The sequence below is a fragment of the Pseudoalteromonas sp. J010 genome (assembly GCF_003934235.1).
Lineage (GTDB): Bacteria > Pseudomonadota > Gammaproteobacteria > Enterobacterales > Alteromonadaceae > Pseudoalteromonas > Pseudoalteromonas peptidolytica.
In genome coordinates this window covers 183,825-200,182 of the sequence record NZ_RDBW01000011.1, presented here as the reverse complement: position 1 = coordinate 200,182, position 16,358 = coordinate 183,825, and the positions used below count along the sequence as shown (strand labels likewise).

Below are 16,358 nucleotides of genomic sequence, written 5' to 3'. Positions count from 1 at the left end.
ATTGTGTGAACATGTTTGCGGAGGAGTTGGGACATCTTCAGGAGATACGCCCAAAGTGGCTCAAGCAAGTTCTAAATCAGGCAGTTAAGGTGCGGTATGAATAGTGTATTTAATTTGGCTCTGCTCACTAGTTTTTGTGCGGCTGTGTTGGTAGCGCTTATGAGTGCTCCATTAATTGAAATTATTATGACGGCTTTATTGTTAGCTTTGGTGTTTTTTTCCAAAGACGACCAGAACAGTCAACTGTTAACATTTTGTTTTGCTGTAGTGTTTGTTTTATCCTCGATTGTTGTTTATATACTTGAAACTGTTGTTTATCCATCCGTAAATGGTGGTTTTTTTCAAAACATCTACGCCTTTTCTTCACAACTACTGTTAAGCATGCTGCTTTTATTTATACTGAAACACAGAATGACGGTAGCTGTACTTTTAACAAGAGGTAAATCAGCTTCAGTTTTTGAAAAAAACTATGCTGAGGGGCCTCTTTATTTACTCGTTATGGTTTTGGTTTTTGTTGACTTTATGGCGCTGATGGAGAATTTTCTTCGTAACCTTGAGCATATTGGTGTTAGAGAAGAAACTGCTAGAACGTTTTGGGAAGTCACATTCTTTTACGACTACTTTGCATATCTCAAAGCTGTTCCGATGTTACTTTGCGTAACGATTCTATATGTAGGGCTAATTGTTCGTACGAAAAGGCAACCAATTCAGGGTTAGAGTCTGATTAACGTAGTGTTTTATTGTAGCACTGCGTTTTTAACTGCTCATATTATCCCTCTGTTTACGCAATTTAACCACATTTAATAAATATCAATCTTATATATTAGACTCATATGATTTCAATTTAGCGTAAGGAAATATCAGGACGATGCAAACGCCAGAAGAGTATGAGGTCAGTCAGCGAGTCGGGCTATTAATCCAAGGGCTTAAGCATCGTCGAGGCATGTCGAAAGAGAGAATATGTCGGCACCTAGATATTAGCACACGTACACTGGACAATTATTTGAGTGGTGCAAGTTCTTTTAAGCTGGGGACGTTATTAAAGTTTGCAGATTTATGCCGCGTAAGACTTGCTGATATTTTGGATGACACTGAGGAGCTTTTAAAGCTTAATCCTGATAGCTTTAAGGATAAAGGAAATATTTTGGCGCTTCTTATGAGCTATGTGGTAAGTGCCGTTATCTTCGAACCCATAACATGCGTATTACTATTTATATTAGTCTACCTAGCCAGAAAAGATACGAATAGTTTTTTGTTGATCTCTATTTTTACAGTGGTTTTGACATTAGATGCCTTCTTGGTTTTTTGCTTAAAAATTATTGTTTTTCCAAAGGTAGAAAGTTTTTATATAGAGAATATTCTCGCCTATGGCGTTCAGTTAATTACAAGCCTTATGTTGTTGCTGTCAATTAAATATAAGATGACAATCTCTTTACTTTTAACACGCGCTAGGGTGGCGTCCGTATTTGAGAAAAATTATGTAGAGTCGCCATTGTATTTCCTTACAGGAGTACTTGTTCTAGTTGATTTTTTAGCTTTAATGGAAAACTTTGTTCGTAATATGGAGAGGCTTGGAGTTGCAGAAGAAACTGCAAAGACTTTTTGGAATCTAACCTTCTTTTTCGATAACTATTCATATCTTAAAGCTTTCCCTATACTACTATGTATTTCATTACTTTATATCGGTTTTCTGGCCAGAAGTACCTATGCGGTAAGCCCTCAGAGAGTTTAGCTTAATTATATAAAATAACGTGGGGAGTCGATGCAAACACCAGAAGAGTATGAAGTCAGTCAGCGAGTCGGGCTATTAATCCAAGGGCTTAAGCATCGTCGAGGCATGTCGAAAGAGACAATATGTCGGCACTTAGATATTAGCACACGTACATTGGACAATTATTTGAGTGGTGCAAGTTCTTTTAAGCTGGGGACGTTATTAAAGTTTGCAGATTTATGCCGCGTAAGACTTGCTGATATTTTGGATGATACAGAGACGCTCTCAAGGTTATATCCTAACAACTTGAGAGATAGGGGAGGGATATTGTTACTGCTCGCAGGCTCGATAACAGGCGCTTTGGTTTTTGAGCCAGTTACTTGTGCATTATTATTTCTGATCCTGTTTATGGCGAAGGAAGATAAGAATAGTCAGTTGCTGACTTTTATTTTTGCGGGCACTTTTGTTCTAGAGGTGCTTGTTGCGCTTGCTTTAAGGTATGTCATTTTTCCATCGGTAGAAAGCTTTTACTATGAAAATATCTATGCATTTTCGATTCAACTTGCTATGAGCTTACTTCTACTTTTCTTACTTAAATATAGAATGGTTATTGCTGCCGTTATAACACAAGGTAAAACGGCATCTATATTCGAGAAGAATTATGCTGAAGGGCCACTCTATATTTTAGTTGGCTTTTGTGCTTCAGTGGACTTTCTTGCGCTCATGGAAAACTTTTTGCGTAATTTAGAGCACTTAGGTGTTAACGAAGAATTCGCGAAAATATTTTGGGAAGTAACTTTCTTTTATGATTATTTTGAGTATTTAAAAGTGTTACCTATGTTGTTGTGTGTAGCGGTACTTTATATTGGCTTTATTGTTCGACAGCAACCATTACAAAATCCACTGCATTTAATTTGAGCATTGGAGAGTTCATAACGGTACATTAGCTAAATGCTGTATTGGTACGTAAATTAGATTCCAACAGCTGGTTATTGTATTGATGGGGGGCGTAAATTGACCTTGTCTACAGAGTTTTAGCTACGAGGAATAAACTCATACTTACTGCTAAAATGCACTGACTAGATAAGTAATACCAATTTTACTTAATACTTGCTCAATTTGAAGGAGTAAGTCTGACGTGAGCAGCGTTAGAAAATCCTTATTTAGAACAACTAAATAGCAAAATTTTTGCCTTGCCTACAGGACGTAGGTACCTCGGCGTGAGCAGGACGTGGAAGCGGTGTTATCGACAAGGTTTTCTCGCCTTAAAATAGATCACTTAATTAAGAAAATTGCTATAAGCTGACTGTTTTTCCGTCCTAAGATTAGGCTCGCCAGTTTTAATAAAAAAGGTGCTTTTAACTGCACCTTTTTTATTTGCTTTATAATTGAACCGCACGGTGATTATTCTAAATTTGGTGCACTAGAGTATACCATTTCAATCAGGTTATTCATGGTTCTTGATTTTTGAATATAGGCTTTTTCCATGTGGGCAAGCTCTTGTAATTCAAATAATGTCGTTTCAACCAGCCTGAGCCACTTTAGCGTTGTGTCTGGTACAGCACCATTTTTTTTGGTCGCTTTTTTTAGCGCGTTATAATAAATTGTTAAGTCACGATATTGGCTTTGATAGTCCATTGTTGTTCCAACCCCGTCTCTATTCGTTCACATGAAAGTAACAGGGAAACCGAGAAAAAATCTGCGGAGAATTATTTTTTTACAAGTTTTTAATTCGATAGGTAGTTAATATTTGCAAATGCAGAGATGACATCTTTTGCAAATGCAATACGCGGGTGCTTCAAAGCGCCTTTTTTCCATACTAAGTAGATGTTGTTCTCTGGGCCAACAGATCCCAATTGGATAAGCTCTCCAGCTTTAATTAAATCACGGCATAAGTAGTCTGGTAGTACTGAATAACCAATGCCCGAGCGGATAATGTGTGCGATGGCGCGAATGTCTGGACAAATTGCAATAACATTGGAGTTACAGCTGGCATTAAATACGCGGTCAAAATATTGTCGTACTAGTGGCAAGTCTTGATCGTAAGTTACAACATTATAGGTTGAGAGTAACTCTGCGGTGATCTTACGGTCTTGGATCTCTCGTCCTTCTAGACGATTCATGACGAGCCATAGTTGCTCTTTATCTAACACTAGATAGTCGAATATTGCAGGATCGGGGGTTGATGCAGCAATTGCAATATCAGCGGTATCGTTGAGCAACGCATCAAAAATATTAATCTTATTGCCAATATGTAGCACTACATTGATATTACCTGCTTGGAGTAAATTAGCAATTTGTGGGCCCGACACAAAGCTGATGTATTCAGCAGGGCCTGCAATGTTTAGTGTTCCAAACACAGCGTCTGATCTCGCCCGTATAGAGGTTATCTTCTGCTCTAAAATGTCAATATGACTAGATACCTGAAGTGCTAAGTCATGTGCTGTTGGAGTTGGTTTTACACCTCTTGCTTGGCGTTCAAATAAGGCTTTTCCGACCACTGATTCCATTGTTTGAATATGTGCCGTGACTGCGGGTTGCGACATGCCTAAATTGGCAGCAGCCTTGGTAATATTTTTGCAGCGGTACACTTCAACAAAGGTTTTTAACTGGGTTAGATGGGACATAACATATTAAGCCATAAAAATTCTGATTGCTCCTCCAAWCTTATCCGAATTCTCCTCAATTCGCAAATCACGTATTATGCTTCCATTAACACAGGTAAAGCGCAACGACATCAGACTTTTAAATCGCCGTGCTTTATTTACAGCGCTTTGTATTAAAAGAGTAGTGGTGCAATGTCGAATACCGCCTTGCATAGCTTGCAGGCTCTCACCGTTTTTGGTTACTCGCCTAAACATAAAAATATTTATCGCTACTGCAAGTATTGGGCGCGATTAAGCCACAACCAGCAGCAGACAGCGACAATAAGACAAAAATCAATAAAAACTACACTGAGAATGAGCCAAAGTGTAGAGAATGAACGTTATATCTACCGTATAGACAACACAGAGGAATTGAGCATGCTTAATTTTGTATTTAAAAACCAAACCGAAATCCTCTTTGGTAAAGGCCAAATGAGTGAAATAACATCAAGATTACCAGAGCAAGCAAAAKTGCTATTGCTGTTTGGCGGTGGTTCTATCAAAAAGAATGGGGTATACGACCAAGCAATGAGCGCACTGGCTGGTGTTGATGTCATTGAGTTTGGGGGGGTAGAGCCTAATCCAACCTACGAAACATTAATGCAGGCGGTGACCACGGCAAAGGAGCACGACGTCAACTTTATTCTTGCTGTGGGTGGTGGTAGCGTGATTGATGGTGCAAAGTTCGTTGCAGCTGCCTATCATTTTGATGGCGAGCCGTGGGATATTTTGGTTAAAAGCGCAAGCTTTAGCGACCCTTTACCTATCGGAGCTGTATTGACTTTACCAGCAACAGGTTCAGAAAGTAACGGCAACTCAGTGGTGACAAAAAAGGCCACTTCGCAGAAGCGCGCATTTTCATCGCCCACAGTACAACCACAGTTTGCAGTACTTGACCCTGAATACACCTACTCGTTACCGCCTCGTCAAGTAAGTAACGGTGTAGTAGACGCGTTTGTTCATGTAATTGAGCAATATCTAACTTATCCGGTAAACGCGCCGCTACAAGATAGATTTGCAGAAGGTATTTTACAAACACTCATCACTGAAGGTCCAAAAGCACTGAGCGAGCCTGAAAACTATGATGTCAGAGCTAATGTGATGTGGTCGGCTACCATGGCGTTAAATGGCTTAATTGGTCAAGGCGTACCACAAGATTGGTCTACACATATGATAGGGCATGAGTTAACGGCACTATACAACCTAGATCATGCACAAACGCTTGCTATTGTTTTGCCAGCGCTTATGTATGTACAGAAAGAGCAAAAAGCAGAGAAAATCCAGCAGTTAGGTAAACGTGTTTTTGATATTAACGAAGCCGACACGGCGGTGCAAATTGATAAAACAATTAAAGCAGTGCAAGACTTTTTTGAAGCGATGTTAGTTAAAACGCGTTTAACAGACTACGATTTGGACGAAAAAGCAATCTCGGCGGTAGTTGCCAATCTTGAAAAGAACGGCATGACTGCTTTGGGTGAGCACGGCGATATCGATTTAGAAAAAGCAGCGCAAATACTAGGATTAGCGCTGTAACAGCTTAGGTAATATAGCTATTGCATCAAAATAAAAGCCAGTGATAGCGTCACTGGCTTTTTTACTTAACTTGAACTTAGCATAAAAGGGAGTTAATCAACTAAAATAGCTATGGTTAACAGCGTAATATCGCTTTAGCTAAAAGTTAAAGTTATGCCACGTTCAGCGTATTTATAATGTACGCGAGTACGCAAGTATGCGATACGTTACAGGTTTCTTAACTGGTCGATAACGGCTTGGATCTTATCAAACTTTGTTTGTTTGTATTCCAGCTCAGCTTGTGCTTTTTTACTCTCCCAATAAGCATGGTCTTCAGGGTACTGAGGTTCAACCACATAAGATGCTAGGTGATTGCCGTATGGGTCTCTAAGCCAGCATCTATATTCAACCGCTTGATCATAAGGATCTGGGTCGTCACAGCCTGATCTAAGTGGGAGGTCAGCTTGTTTTTTCTGTGCGAGCATTGTGCTGAGTTGGTTGGCTAAATTTCTGGCTGCGGTCACGACGGTAGACTTAGGTACCAGCCCTGCTAAGTGACGCTCAGTATATATTGCAACTACTACAGATGCCGCTAATGCGTAGGTGTCAGCAAGATAGAAGAAATCGTCATTATAGCTACTGTTAAGTGCTCGGTGGTTAATTAAATCATTGGCTTTAATTAACAGACCACCTAATAACACTGGATCTTCACCCTTGTATTTTACGGTATCTCCATAATGTTTTAGGCTTGCCTCTACACTGCGAAACTCTGCAATAAAGTCATACTCAGCATCACGAACAATTTCCTTTCTAACTCTATCTTGTATCGCTTGTAGGCTTTCTTCGCTAAGCATCACATATTGCGGACCACCAGAACCAAATACAGCGTCGGCAAGTAAAGAGCCAAAACCAGTTAATAGTTTGCTTTTTACTTTATCTAAGATTTGTTCGCCGATTGTTGCTGTTTTTTCTTCTTGTTCGGTAGCACCAACAGAAAATGTTGCACTGCATAGCGTTAGACTGACTATTGCGGCGATTGAACTAAGTTTCATTAAAATAATCCTTATTAATACATACAGTTATCAACTAACCTGAGATCTGGATAACTATTCCGTGGCACGCTTTTGATACGTGAAGCTACTCTCCAAGCGTGCTAGCTAAATGGGGCGAATAGAACCTATAACGGCTTAGCGCTTTTTATCCAGCCTCAGGTTAACTACGTAAACTCAGTCATTGACTTAATATATTATTCTAAAAGTAATGAATTAACATTGGCTTTTGTTTTTAAGTTAATTAAAAATGACTAAGTTTAGATAGTTTACTCTATTTTTGTTAAGGGATCATTAAAGTCCAAATTTTATTCGTATACCAGCGTTGACGGTAAATCCATCATTGCGTGACCAAATGTCAGTTGTCCAGCGGCCACTTGGCGCTTGTGCAGTTAACAGCAGCGGTTCCTCTTTAGTTTGCCTTACATTGAGTAAATTTTCTGCGTTCAGAAAATAGCTAATATTTCCCACTGTAATTTGCCCAAGTAGACCGAGATGCCAATAGGCATCGCTTTTGGTTCGGTATGGGTTGTTTTCAAGGTGTTGTGTGCCCGTGTAGTAAGCTTCAAAACCCAATAAGTGGCTGCCATGCTTCTCCCACATGATAACTGCACCAGCGGTGTGTGTTGGGGTTAAATAGAGTGGTACACGAGAGGCATCAAACATGCTGTTTTTAGTAGCATCTGTGTATAAATAGCTTCCTGTGAATTTGATATCGTGCCAACGATAACGCAGTAGTAACTCTGCGCCCCGTATTTCGCTCTGGCCACTCGTATTTATTAAGCGAACCTGTTGCTGCTGTGAAGGCGTATTCGAATTAACAACTTCTAGCGCCGTGACATTTTCAACGTCAGAGGAAAATAAAGTAATGCTGCTCTCAAATTTATCAGTGACATAACTTAGGTCAATAGAGGCAGTTGTTGCTTCCTCCTCCTCAAGATCGGTGATGGGCATAAGGCGCGACAAGCCCGTATCTTCGATGTCTTCAATAAAAGGTGTTGGGGCAAAAAAACCTTGTCCGTAAGAGCCTCGAACAATCCAATGTTCCGGGTTGTATAATACCGAAATACGCGGGCTAAACTGAGTGCCGAATTCATTATGCCAATCTGTACGCGCGCTCAATGACACAGCGAGATCTTCACTTGCTTCATAATCTACCTGTGAAAATAATCCCGGTACCTGATAGCGATAATTAAAAGTTGAAAAGTCCTGTGAATCAAAGCTATCTTCTTGATATGCCATACCAATAAGCCATGCAATATGGTCGTTATACCCGGATACGCTAGACTCAATTAAGTAGCTTTCATGGGTGTCATTTTCTTCAACGATACCATAAATATGATCATGCTCTTGGTGCATCATCGAGCCTCGTAGGTTTAGGCTCAGTGTTTGTGCTAGTGGCTTATCAAAGATAAAGCCAGCGTCTATACTTTGTGAATCCTGACTTTGAACAAAGGGATTACCATCTGCCAGAGTTGCCCCTTCTCGAGTACCGCCTTCACGATTTTCTGTCATTGCGCCAAGCGTAAAATACAAGCTTTCTCCATCTTCACCTTCCCAATATAGACGAGGGCGAACTGTTGCACGTTCATATCCTGCCATATCAAGCCAGCCATCATCATCTAAATCCTGTTGAGCTTGATGGTGTATCCCTGCAGTTAATGACATGCTTGTGGTGTCATGAATAGGTGTTGCGAAGTACGAGGTGATGTCTTGACCACTTTTTGATGTAGCATTGAGTAATACTTCTCCTTCAAATTCATCTGAAGGGGTACGAGAGATCAAATTAATCACTCCACCAAGTGCGGAGCCACCGTAAAGCGAGGAGGCTGAGCCTTTGATAATTTCAACGTTGGCTAAATCAGTGGGCGGGATTTGCAATAACCCAATTGAAGCTGTTTGCCCGCCATAGAGTGGCAATCCATCACTCAATAACTGGGTGTATCTACCATATAAACTTTGTAGACGAATATTGGCGCTGCCAAGGGCTGGGGAGGTATTTTGCACTCGCACTCCGCCTGTTTCGGCAACTAACATGGAAATATTACCCGGACGCATTAGGGCTTTTTCTTGGATTTCTTCACCATTTATAATCTCTGTTCTTGTTGCTGACTCGGTTACGATCCGTCCTAAGCGTGATGCCGTTACTTGAATCTTTTCAATTTTATTGTCGTCATGCTCGTGGTGATGCTGTTCTCCAGCATGAGATATAGATGGAGCTAATAAGATGGCGAGCGCCACTTTAGAGTATGTATATCGCATTTTTACCTCTAATAATACAAAACGTTGGGTGTGACACCAACGTTTAGCAATGTCTACTTCATTTGAATAGCAATACCAAGCACTCAAGCTGTAAAGTTCAGTTACAACATATTTTGCTTTTATACCAACTTGCTTTATTAAGTCTAATTGGTATTACTCGCTCAAGTTGAGCAAGTATTAAGACAAAGTGGTATAACAACGCATGCTGTGTCTGTTGCACACTGACGGCTACGCACATTGGTATTATTTTGTATTGGTTGTAGTTAGCCTACGGGATATAAAACCTGAGGTTCAGGCTATATCGGTATTAATGGAGAAGGTAAAATAGGTGGTCGTTCAAGGGGCGGCACATGCCGTCCGGTGTACCGATGCGTCAGACCAATATCTAGGTCATGAGTATGTAATCGATATGGAACGTTGAGCCGAAGTGTGATGAAAACAAATGTAGTACATGCGTTGTCTGGACAAATGCAGTCATTTTCACAGCACTGTGTATCACAACAGTCATCGGTATCTGTAGACAGGTTACCATCGCTCAATGCTACAGTTTGATGCTCGGCTGCTTCTATGATTGAAGCTGAAACCTTGCTGCCTACAAAGTCAAAAGCCATGGTTTGGCCAACAAGGGCAACCAATAACGATATCATTAAAACTAGCTTTGACAATGGGTTATACATAACTATCTGCAACAAAAATGGCCTCGGTATTGTAAGAGCTTTTACGTGATAAGTGAAGTCTTTGGGTGTCTATGTGTTATTTGCACATCGCTAACACGCTATTTCAACCACAAAAGGCGGGAGTTATACCAATTTGACTTAATACTTGCTCAATTTGAAGGAGTATATCTGACGCTAACCGCGTTAAAGATTTCTTATTTAGAACAACTAATTTAGAACAACTAAATAGCAAAATTTTTTCCTAGTTATCGACAAGATTTTCTCGCCTCAAAATAGACCACTTAATTAAGAAAATTGGTATTAAAGCTGGCAATTAGCTTATGGAAGAAGGTGTTCGAAAAAGCAACTATAGTTAAAAGAGACGTTTTTTATAGTGAAGAAACAATGATTCAACTTTTGAGTTTAATTTTATTGGCTTGTTCATTGTTCGCTTCGGCTCAACCTAAGCGTGTAGTAACGGTTGCCACCGGAGAATACCCTCCATATACGGGCAAGCAACTTGCAAACGATGGTTTTGTTAACCATATCATCCGTCTAGCACTAGAAAGCCAAGGCTACCAGGTACACTTTGAGTATTTGCCTTGGAAGCGTAGCTTTCAATCAACTAACTTGGGGCAATTTGATATGGCGTCTTACTGGGTGTGTGAGCCTGAATATGCTGATTCGTTTTATTGTAGCGATGAGATTTATAAAGGCAATTTGCTCGCCTATTTTAGAAAGACAACTCCTTTGCCAAAATGGGAAAACATATATGATCTGAAAAAGTTTCGGATTGGTGCAACATTGGGGTATGAATATGTGCCAGAGTTTCATAAAGCGGTAGAGCAAGGTGAGTTGGATGTGTTGATGGTGACGGATGATAAACACAGCTTAAACATGCTATTCAACGACCGCGTTGACTTGGTGCTGCTAAGTGATGTCGCGATGCAGGCACTGCTCATTAAAGCCTTTACACCAGAGCATGCCACGTTAATTCATGCGAGCGACAAACCATTTTTGGCCTACACCGCTCACGTTTTATTTCCTAAATCTCGAGAGGGTAGCCTGGTGTTGAAAAACGATTTTAACAAAGGCTTAAGCCAGCTAAAGCGCTCTAGAGAGTGGGATCGCCAATGGCAGCGACTGCTCAATGCAGAATTTCACCCTGATGCTGCTATCAATTGAAGTAATACCCCAACTAATATAAAAGAGCCATTATCCAATTTTAACTTTTAATTTTTGAGGCTGTGACAGCTGCATATTTGGTATTAATAAAGCGCAGTAGGGTGGGCATCATTAATCCAGTTAATACAACACACATCCCCATTAACTGAATTGCGCTGACTGCTTGTCCCATCAACGCAGAAACCAAAGCAGCAAATACCGGCACCAAGTTGAAGTATAACGAGGCTTTTGCAGAGCCAAACGCTTTCACTCCACTGTTCCAGCACAGGTATCCAACCACGGTGCCAAAGACGCCGATGTAAATTAAACTCGCCAATGAGAAGTTAGGCAAAGTGATAAACGATTCCCAAGGTGTTACTTCTACCCTAAACAAGCTAATTATTAACAAGGTCGTCAGTCCCATAGCCATCGTTATTAATGAAAATTCAAGGGGGGCTAACCAATGTGATACCTTGGATGCACATACCGTGTAGCATGACCAAGCCAACATACCGATGAGAATAGTCACATCGCCTCTATTGATTGTTAAATTGATAAGGCTGCTTAAATCACCCTTGGTAATGACCAATAAAACCCCTGATAAGGCGATGCCAAGTTGGCACAGCTGTAATTTCCGCAAGGAGGTTTGATCAACGATGGCTGCCAGAAGTGCAGTAACAATGGGGCTTAAAGCCATGATTAACGCGCCATTTGTGGCTGATGTGTGCTCCAGTCCAGAGAACAGAGCAAAGTTTAACCCTCCAATGCCAATAGAGCCGATGACTGCTAACGCAAGATACTGAGTTAGTGATAATGAAACTATGCGCTTTTTGGTTATATACATAAAAACTAAAAGGCTAGAAACAGCAATCGCAAAGCGCCAAATGGACAGCGATAAGCCTGACATATCTTGGAGTACAACTTTTGCTAAGGGGAATACGCTGCCCCAAGAGAATGCACATACAAGCATCATTACGATAATGGCATTTTTTTTCATATAAATGGGTAACTAATTGAATGAAATTAAGATAAGTTTATATATTCCAATATCAACAAGATATAAGCGTTTTTGATATATTAGATTCCAAATATGAAAATTAACTATTCTTTAGATGATATGCGACTATTTTGGGTCGTTGCGAAGCAAGGTAGCTTTAGTAAAGCAGCGCTTGAATTGAGTATGCCTATTTCCACATTAAGCAGACGTATCAAAAACTTAGAGCAATCATTACAATTGCGATTACTGAATCGTGATGCGCATAGAGTGACATTAACAGGAAGCGGTGTGCAATATTTTCAGCGCTGTGGCGGATTATTAGAAGCATTGCAAAGTGCAGGTGATGCGCTATTTGATGAAAAAGGAGAGGCGAGTGGGACGATTAACGTGTCAGCACCGAATAATTTTACTCAATATAAGTTAGCGCATATCTTTAATGCGTTCTTGCGCGAATACCCAAAAATATCTATTAACCTTTCACTGTCTAATAAAAATATTGATCTTGAAAAAGAGCATATTGACCTCGCTTTCAGAGCCTGTGACGAGGTTCCGCTTGATTGGATAAGCAGGCCGTTGAAGCAAGTAAAGTCAATAGTGTGTAGTAGTCCAGCTTTAATTGAAGCAAATACAATTAGCCACCCTAAAGAACTACAAAAGCTGCCTGTTATTTTAAGTAACCCTGTCAGGGTTTGGGAGTTGGTTGAGACCACCACCGGTGAAAAATTTAGCTATACGCCTTTGCCTCCCGCTAGACTAGAAGCGGATGATTTACATGTTGTTTCTCGAGCTGTGATTGAAGGGCTTGGTGTGGGTTTTATCCCTTATTTTATGGCTAGTGAGTGGATAGAAAGTGGCAAGTTAGTTCGTTTGCTACCAAAGTGGTCTGGGCAACCGAGAACGGTTCACTTGTTATATCGAGATAGAGACAACATGCCACATCGGTTACGCTTACTTATTGATTATTTAATCAGAGCTTCGGATAATTAATGCCTTGCTAGCAGCCAGATTTAGCACCAACTGCGTTGAATTCACTTCCAATAGGCAGTTATTGGTACGTAAATTCGCCTTGCCTACAAGGTGTAGGTACCTTGGCAAAAGCAGGACGCGAAAGCGGTGTTATCTCCAAAGCAGTCTGGCTAGAGTAGGGGATAATTGAATATGGTCTTAAAAACAATGAGCTAGTTCACTCTTTATCCTAACCTCAGGTTATTTAATTTCTCATTACTAAAAATGCTTTAAATATGAGCGGTGATGTGGTTATTATGCAAATGTCTATATTTTGGGCACTAGTTGAAACCGTGTCTAAATGAATAAGCTCATCTCTGAAATAGGTCGTTTTATGACAATTGAAAGTTGGCTAGCTTTTTGTACTATTGCGCTGCTGGCCACAGCGACACCAGGTCCTGCTGCACTGTTGGTGGCGACGAATAGTTTAGCTGTGGGTTTTAAGCGGGCGTTGCTAACTGTATTTGGTAACGTTTCAGGGTTGTTGCTGATGTCGAGCTGTGCCGTTATTGGTTTGAGTGGCTTATTGCTCCACTCAACAGCGGCATTTACGGTTGTGAAAATATTAGGCGCGCTCTACTTGATTTATATTGGGGTCAACTTATGGAGAAAAGGGTTAGATCAAGTATCTCTTCCTGATAGTGTAAAAAAACAAAAAAGTGCAGTGAGGCTATATCTAGATGGCGTGCTGGTGGCGTTAACTAACCCAAAAGCTATTGTCTTTACAACGGCGTTATTCCCTCAATTTATCGATACTTCAGCACCACTCTTAGCGCAGTTTTCGTTGCTGGTCACTACTTTTATGTGCCTTTCTTTTTGTTGTTTATGTATGTATTCATTTTTGGCTCAAAGTGCTAAAAAGCGATCGATAAAATGGGTGTCCGGTCACGTAATTGGTAGAGTATTTGGTGTGACATTTATTGGTGCTGGGTGTGTTTTAGCTAGCGCTGAGCGCTAATTATACATAGCGAAAGCTGCCTCAAATTCACTTCCCAAGCTCGCCTATTGGAAGTGAATTTGTCTAGCCTAGAAGGTGCAGGTACCTAGGCTTTAGCAAAGCGTGCTGCCAGATAAGGGATAGCGTAACGCGAGTCCAAAAACAAAGTGGCAGCTCCAGCCTTTACCCCTGCCTTAGCTTACTGAGAAGCGAATTTACGCAAACGTCGACTTTGATGTTTTTTGCGTTTTCGTTGCCACCATAAATAGACACCACTAAAGCCAAGTAAAATAGGCGCAAGCCCCATTAAAGACCAAATAATTTTACTGGGAAGCCCCGCAAAGTGACCAAAATGTAGTTTTCTAAAGCTATCAATTATCCTCTCTAGAGTGGTTGCTGTGCGAATGTCATACACGGCATTTTGTACGCCTGTAGTGGCATCGAAGCTTACAGTAGAGGCGTAGTTACTAATAAAAGGGTTCGCATCTGCAACGCTGCCAAAAATAGTGATATGTTTTTGTTGTGGTTCAAACGGAAATAACCAGTAAGTGGGGGTAAAGCCGCCAATTGCATCAAGGCTCTGCGCCATCATTGCATCAAAGTCGAGTGTGCGATTAAACATTGCTTGACTGACAATATGATGATCAGCTTCATCATGTTCAAAAGCCTCATGGTAGTAATCTACGGCGTTAAAATAGACACCTGTTATCCCAAGGCACAGTAATACCGGTGCACTCCATATTCCAATTAATTTATGTAACTCAGAAAACAAGATTACTCTTGGAGTGTGTCGTCTAAAGCTAAAAAAACGTCGCCAAAAACGACGGTAAATAATTAAACCAGACACTCCTAAAAAGGTAAACAGAATCGCAATAAACAAGCCGATAGCGACGCCCATATTTGGAAAATAGCGGTTGCTGTCGTTGAGCAACAAGGTGTAATGAAGGTGAAGTATAAAGTCGGTAAAGTCGCTGTGTATCCCCACAGGCGTACTCAGCATTTCTCCTTGGTAGGGATCGAGGTAGGTTTTAAACCAAGTATCAGTACCATGTTTTAGCAGATAAACTCTATCGGCCTCGTAGCCGTCATCAAATAGCTCCCAACTACCAATTTCATAGTTGGGGTGCGCATCGGCAACCAAATTGACTAACTCTTTCATTGGCTTGCGCTGAATATCTTGGCCTACATAATTCAAGGTGGCTTGATCTTTGAGAAGGATGCTATCTATCTCAAATTTGAATACCAACATGCTGCCAGTGAGTGAAATGATGAGTAATGGCAACATTGCGATCAGTGCCATTAGGCTGTGCCATTTAAATAATGTTTTGCGCATTATTATCCTTTAAAAACTAAACCACCTTAGCTGATGCGCTACCTAAAACTCAGGTTAAATACGCTGAATATCTATATCAATCTGCTTACATCACGGATTTTTATCATTCTGTTTGGCCAATGTTGATAACGAACCTAGGATAGTTGCGACTATCACAGTGCCAGTGATTTATTGCTATAAAAATGAGAGTGATTCTTATTATACCATGTTGTAGTGGAAGGTTTTGCCTAAGAGTGCACTCTTTGTGGAATTTGCTTAGGAGAAAGAGCAAAAAGCTGTTTAAAGCGACGGCTGAAGTGCGCTTGGCTCTTAAAACCCGAGTTAATGGCGATTTGGTTAAGTGATGAATTTTGCTCTACCAATTCAAAATAAGCGTGATTTAAGCGTGTACGAATTAAGTATTCTGAGGCACTGAGATCAGAGCGAGTAAAAAGCTTATGAATATACCGTTTTGACCAACCTGAATACTCACACAACATATCGATACACAGCGCATCATTACTCGCATGTTTAACTATCAGCTGCTTCAACGCTGTAAGCGGTGAGTGTAGATGACAACATTGTAGGGCATGGCTCAGGCTTTTAAGAATATTTGCTTCAAGCCACTGGGCTTGGGTTTTAGTTAACTGCTTAACGAATAGTGCTTGAGTAAATAGCTGTGAGAGCGCTGGAGTTATTTTGATTGCTTGTCCATGTGTTAGCCTTTTGCCGGTATGTTTAACCAACCAGCTAATAGGAAAGTTAAAGCTAATGGCATGATAATGTGCTGGCAGGTGAAAGATATGCTTTTGCTCTGCTTCAATAAAAATCAGCTGCATGTTATCTGCGGCACTTATGGATTGCTGAGTAAGCCACCAGCCCGACCCTTTTTGGATTAAAATGAGACTGCCATAATCCTCTGGCATTGACGAGGCAACCTGAGCATTACGATGGTAGATAATGCCACGTAATTTAACTTGGGAGATACTTGTTGAAATCAGTGGAACTTCAGTGTGCAGCTCATGCTGAGATACATGATCGTAAAAGTGTTGCTGTAACAACTTGGAATGGAGATCTAAAACTATACTCATCAATACAAACGTGGCAA

At 40.6% G+C, this 16,358-nt stretch carries 15 protein-coding genes; 7 read left to right on the top strand and 8 right to left on the bottom strand.

The annotated features are described in order from the left end of the window. Window positions 1-96 precede the first annotated feature (96 nt). The 3 genes from EAG18_RS07740 to EAG18_RS07730 all read left to right on the top strand — a co-directional run bounded on the left by EAG18_RS07740 (window position 97) and on the right by EAG18_RS07730 (window position 2,629). Complete coding sequence (locus EAG18_RS07740; RefSeq protein WP_125251799.1) at window positions 97-717, top strand: hypothetical protein; 621 nt, start codon at window positions 97-99, stop codon at window positions 715-717. 151 nt (window positions 718-868) lie between these two features. Next, complete coding sequence (locus EAG18_RS07735; protein ID WP_125251798.1) at window positions 869-1,732, top strand: helix-turn-helix transcriptional regulator; 864 nt, start codon at window positions 869-871, stop codon at window positions 1,730-1,732. Between the two features lie 30 nt (window positions 1,733-1,762). Beyond that, window positions 1,763-2,629 (top strand): helix-turn-helix transcriptional regulator, encoded by an 867-nt coding sequence (locus EAG18_RS07730; RefSeq protein WP_125251797.1) that lies wholly within the window; start codon window positions 1,763-1,765, stop codon window positions 2,627-2,629. Window positions 2,630-3,115: 486 nt separating this feature from the next. Here EAG18_RS07730 and EAG18_RS07725 read toward each other — a convergent pair whose 3' ends face one another. After that, window positions 3,116-3,349, bottom strand: coding sequence for a hypothetical protein (locus EAG18_RS07725; RefSeq protein ID WP_125251796.1), 234 nt, complete (start codon window positions 3,347-3,349; stop codon window positions 3,116-3,118). Between the two features lie 89 nt (window positions 3,350-3,438). Next, a complete protein-coding gene (locus EAG18_RS07720; protein WP_125251795.1) occupies window positions 3,439-4,338 on the bottom strand; it encodes a LysR family transcriptional regulator in 900 nt (299 codons plus the stop codon). 396 nt (window positions 4,339-4,734) lie between these two features. Between EAG18_RS07720 and EAG18_RS07715 the strand changes: the two genes are divergently transcribed. Further along, the gene (locus EAG18_RS07715; protein WP_125251865.1) at window positions 4,735-5,889 is read left to right on the top strand and encodes an iron-containing alcohol dehydrogenase; all 1,155 of its coding nucleotides are present in this window, start codon (window positions 4,735-4,737) and stop codon (window positions 5,887-5,889) included. Between the two features lie 206 nt (window positions 5,890-6,095). Here EAG18_RS07715 and EAG18_RS07710 read toward each other — a convergent pair whose 3' ends face one another. From EAG18_RS07710 to EAG18_RS07700, 3 genes are all read right to left on the bottom strand, one after another. Beyond that, window positions 6,096-6,920 carry a hypothetical protein gene (locus EAG18_RS07710; protein WP_125251794.1) on the bottom strand — a complete coding sequence of 275 codons (825 nt, stop codon included), beginning with the start codon at window positions 6,918-6,920 and terminating at the stop codon, window positions 6,096-6,098. Between the two features lie 291 nt (window positions 6,921-7,211). Next, on the bottom strand, window positions 7,212-9,179 hold the full coding sequence (locus tag EAG18_RS07705; protein WP_125251793.1) for a TonB-dependent receptor: 1,968 nt from the start codon (window positions 9,177-9,179) through the stop codon (window positions 7,212-7,214). 296 nt (window positions 9,180-9,475) lie between these two features. Then, entirely contained in the window at window positions 9,476-9,826 is a 351-nt protein-coding gene (locus tag EAG18_RS07700) for a hypothetical protein (RefSeq protein WP_125251792.1), read from the bottom strand. 414 nt (window positions 9,827-10,240) lie between these two features. On the opposite strand from EAG18_RS07700, the gene EAG18_RS07695 reads away from it, so the two are divergent. Next, window positions 10,241-11,020, top strand: a complete 780-nt coding sequence (locus tag EAG18_RS07695; RefSeq protein ID WP_125251791.1) for a transporter substrate-binding domain-containing protein — start codon at window positions 10,241-10,243, stop codon at window positions 11,018-11,020. 40 nt (window positions 11,021-11,060) lie between these two features. On the opposite strand, the gene EAG18_RS07690 is transcribed toward EAG18_RS07695, so the two are convergent. Then, entirely contained in the window at window positions 11,061-11,996 is a 936-nt protein-coding gene (locus EAG18_RS07690) for a DMT family transporter (RefSeq protein ID WP_125251790.1), read from the bottom strand. Window positions 11,997-12,089: 93 nt separating this feature from the next. On the opposite strand from EAG18_RS07690, the gene EAG18_RS07685 reads away from it, so the two are divergent. Next, the gene (locus tag EAG18_RS07685; RefSeq protein ID WP_125251789.1) at window positions 12,090-12,983 is read left to right on the top strand and encodes a LysR family transcriptional regulator; all 894 of its coding nucleotides are present in this window, start codon (window positions 12,090-12,092) and stop codon (window positions 12,981-12,983) included. A gap of 319 nt (window positions 12,984-13,302) precedes the next feature. Further along, window positions 13,303-13,959 carry a LysE family translocator gene (locus EAG18_RS07680; protein WP_275557246.1) on the top strand — a complete coding sequence of 219 codons (657 nt, stop codon included), beginning with the start codon at window positions 13,303-13,305 and terminating at the stop codon, window positions 13,957-13,959. A 178-nt stretch (window positions 13,960-14,137) separates the two neighbouring features. On the opposite strand, the gene EAG18_RS07675 is transcribed toward EAG18_RS07680, so the two are convergent. Together EAG18_RS07675 and EAG18_RS07670 are read right to left on the bottom strand one after the other, a co-directional pair. Then, entirely contained in the window at window positions 14,138-15,271 is a 1,134-nt protein-coding gene (locus tag EAG18_RS07675) for a PepSY-associated TM helix domain-containing protein (protein ID WP_125251788.1), read from the bottom strand. 227 nt (window positions 15,272-15,498) lie between these two features. Beyond that, a complete protein-coding gene (locus EAG18_RS07670) occupies window positions 15,499-16,341 on the bottom strand; it encodes a helix-turn-helix domain-containing protein (RefSeq protein WP_125251787.1) in 843 nt (280 codons plus the stop codon). Window positions 16,342-16,358 lie beyond the last annotated feature (17 nt).

Coding starts and splice junctions, on each gene's coding strand:
- EAG18_RS07740 (WP_125251799.1), top strand. CDS start 97: ATGAATAGTGTATTTAATTTGGCTCTGCTCACTAGTTTTTGTGCGGCT.
- EAG18_RS07735 (WP_125251798.1), top strand. CDS start 869: ATGCAAACGCCAGAAGAGTATGAGGTCAGTCAGCGAGTCGGGCTATTA.
- EAG18_RS07730 (WP_125251797.1), top strand. CDS start 1,763: ATGCAAACACCAGAAGAGTATGAAGTCAGTCAGCGAGTCGGGCTATTA.
- EAG18_RS07725 (WP_125251796.1), bottom strand. CDS start 3,349: ATGGACTATCAAAGCCAATATCGTGACTTAACAATTTATTATAACGCG.
- EAG18_RS07720 (WP_125251795.1), bottom strand. CDS start 4,338: ATGTCCCATCTAACCCAGTTAAAAACCTTTGTTGAAGTGTACCGCTGC.
- EAG18_RS07710 (WP_125251794.1), bottom strand. CDS start 6,920: ATGAAACTTAGTTCAATCGCCGCAATAGTCAGTCTAACGCTATGCAGT.
- EAG18_RS07705 (WP_125251793.1), bottom strand. CDS start 9,179: ATGCGATATACATACTCTAAAGTGGCGCTCGCCATCTTATTAGCTCCA.
- EAG18_RS07700 (WP_125251792.1), bottom strand. CDS start 9,826: ATGATATCGTTATTGGTTGCCCTTGTTGGCCAAACCATGGCTTTTGAC.
- EAG18_RS07695 (WP_125251791.1), top strand. CDS start 10,241: ATGATTCAACTTTTGAGTTTAATTTTATTGGCTTGTTCATTGTTCGCT.
- EAG18_RS07690 (WP_125251790.1), bottom strand. CDS start 11,996: ATGAAAAAAAATGCCATTATCGTAATGATGCTTGTATGTGCATTCTCT.
- EAG18_RS07685 (WP_125251789.1), top strand. CDS start 12,090: ATGAAAATTAACTATTCTTTAGATGATATGCGACTATTTTGGGTCGTT.
- EAG18_RS07680 (WP_275557246.1), top strand. CDS start 13,303: ATGAATAAGCTCATCTCTGAAATAGGTCGTTTTATGACAATTGAAAGT.
- EAG18_RS07675 (WP_125251788.1), bottom strand. CDS start 15,271: ATGCGCAAAACATTATTTAAATGGCACAGCCTAATGGCACTGATCGCA.
- EAG18_RS07670 (WP_125251787.1), bottom strand. CDS start 16,341: ATGAGTATAGTTTTAGATCTCCATTCCAAGTTGTTACAGCAACACTTT.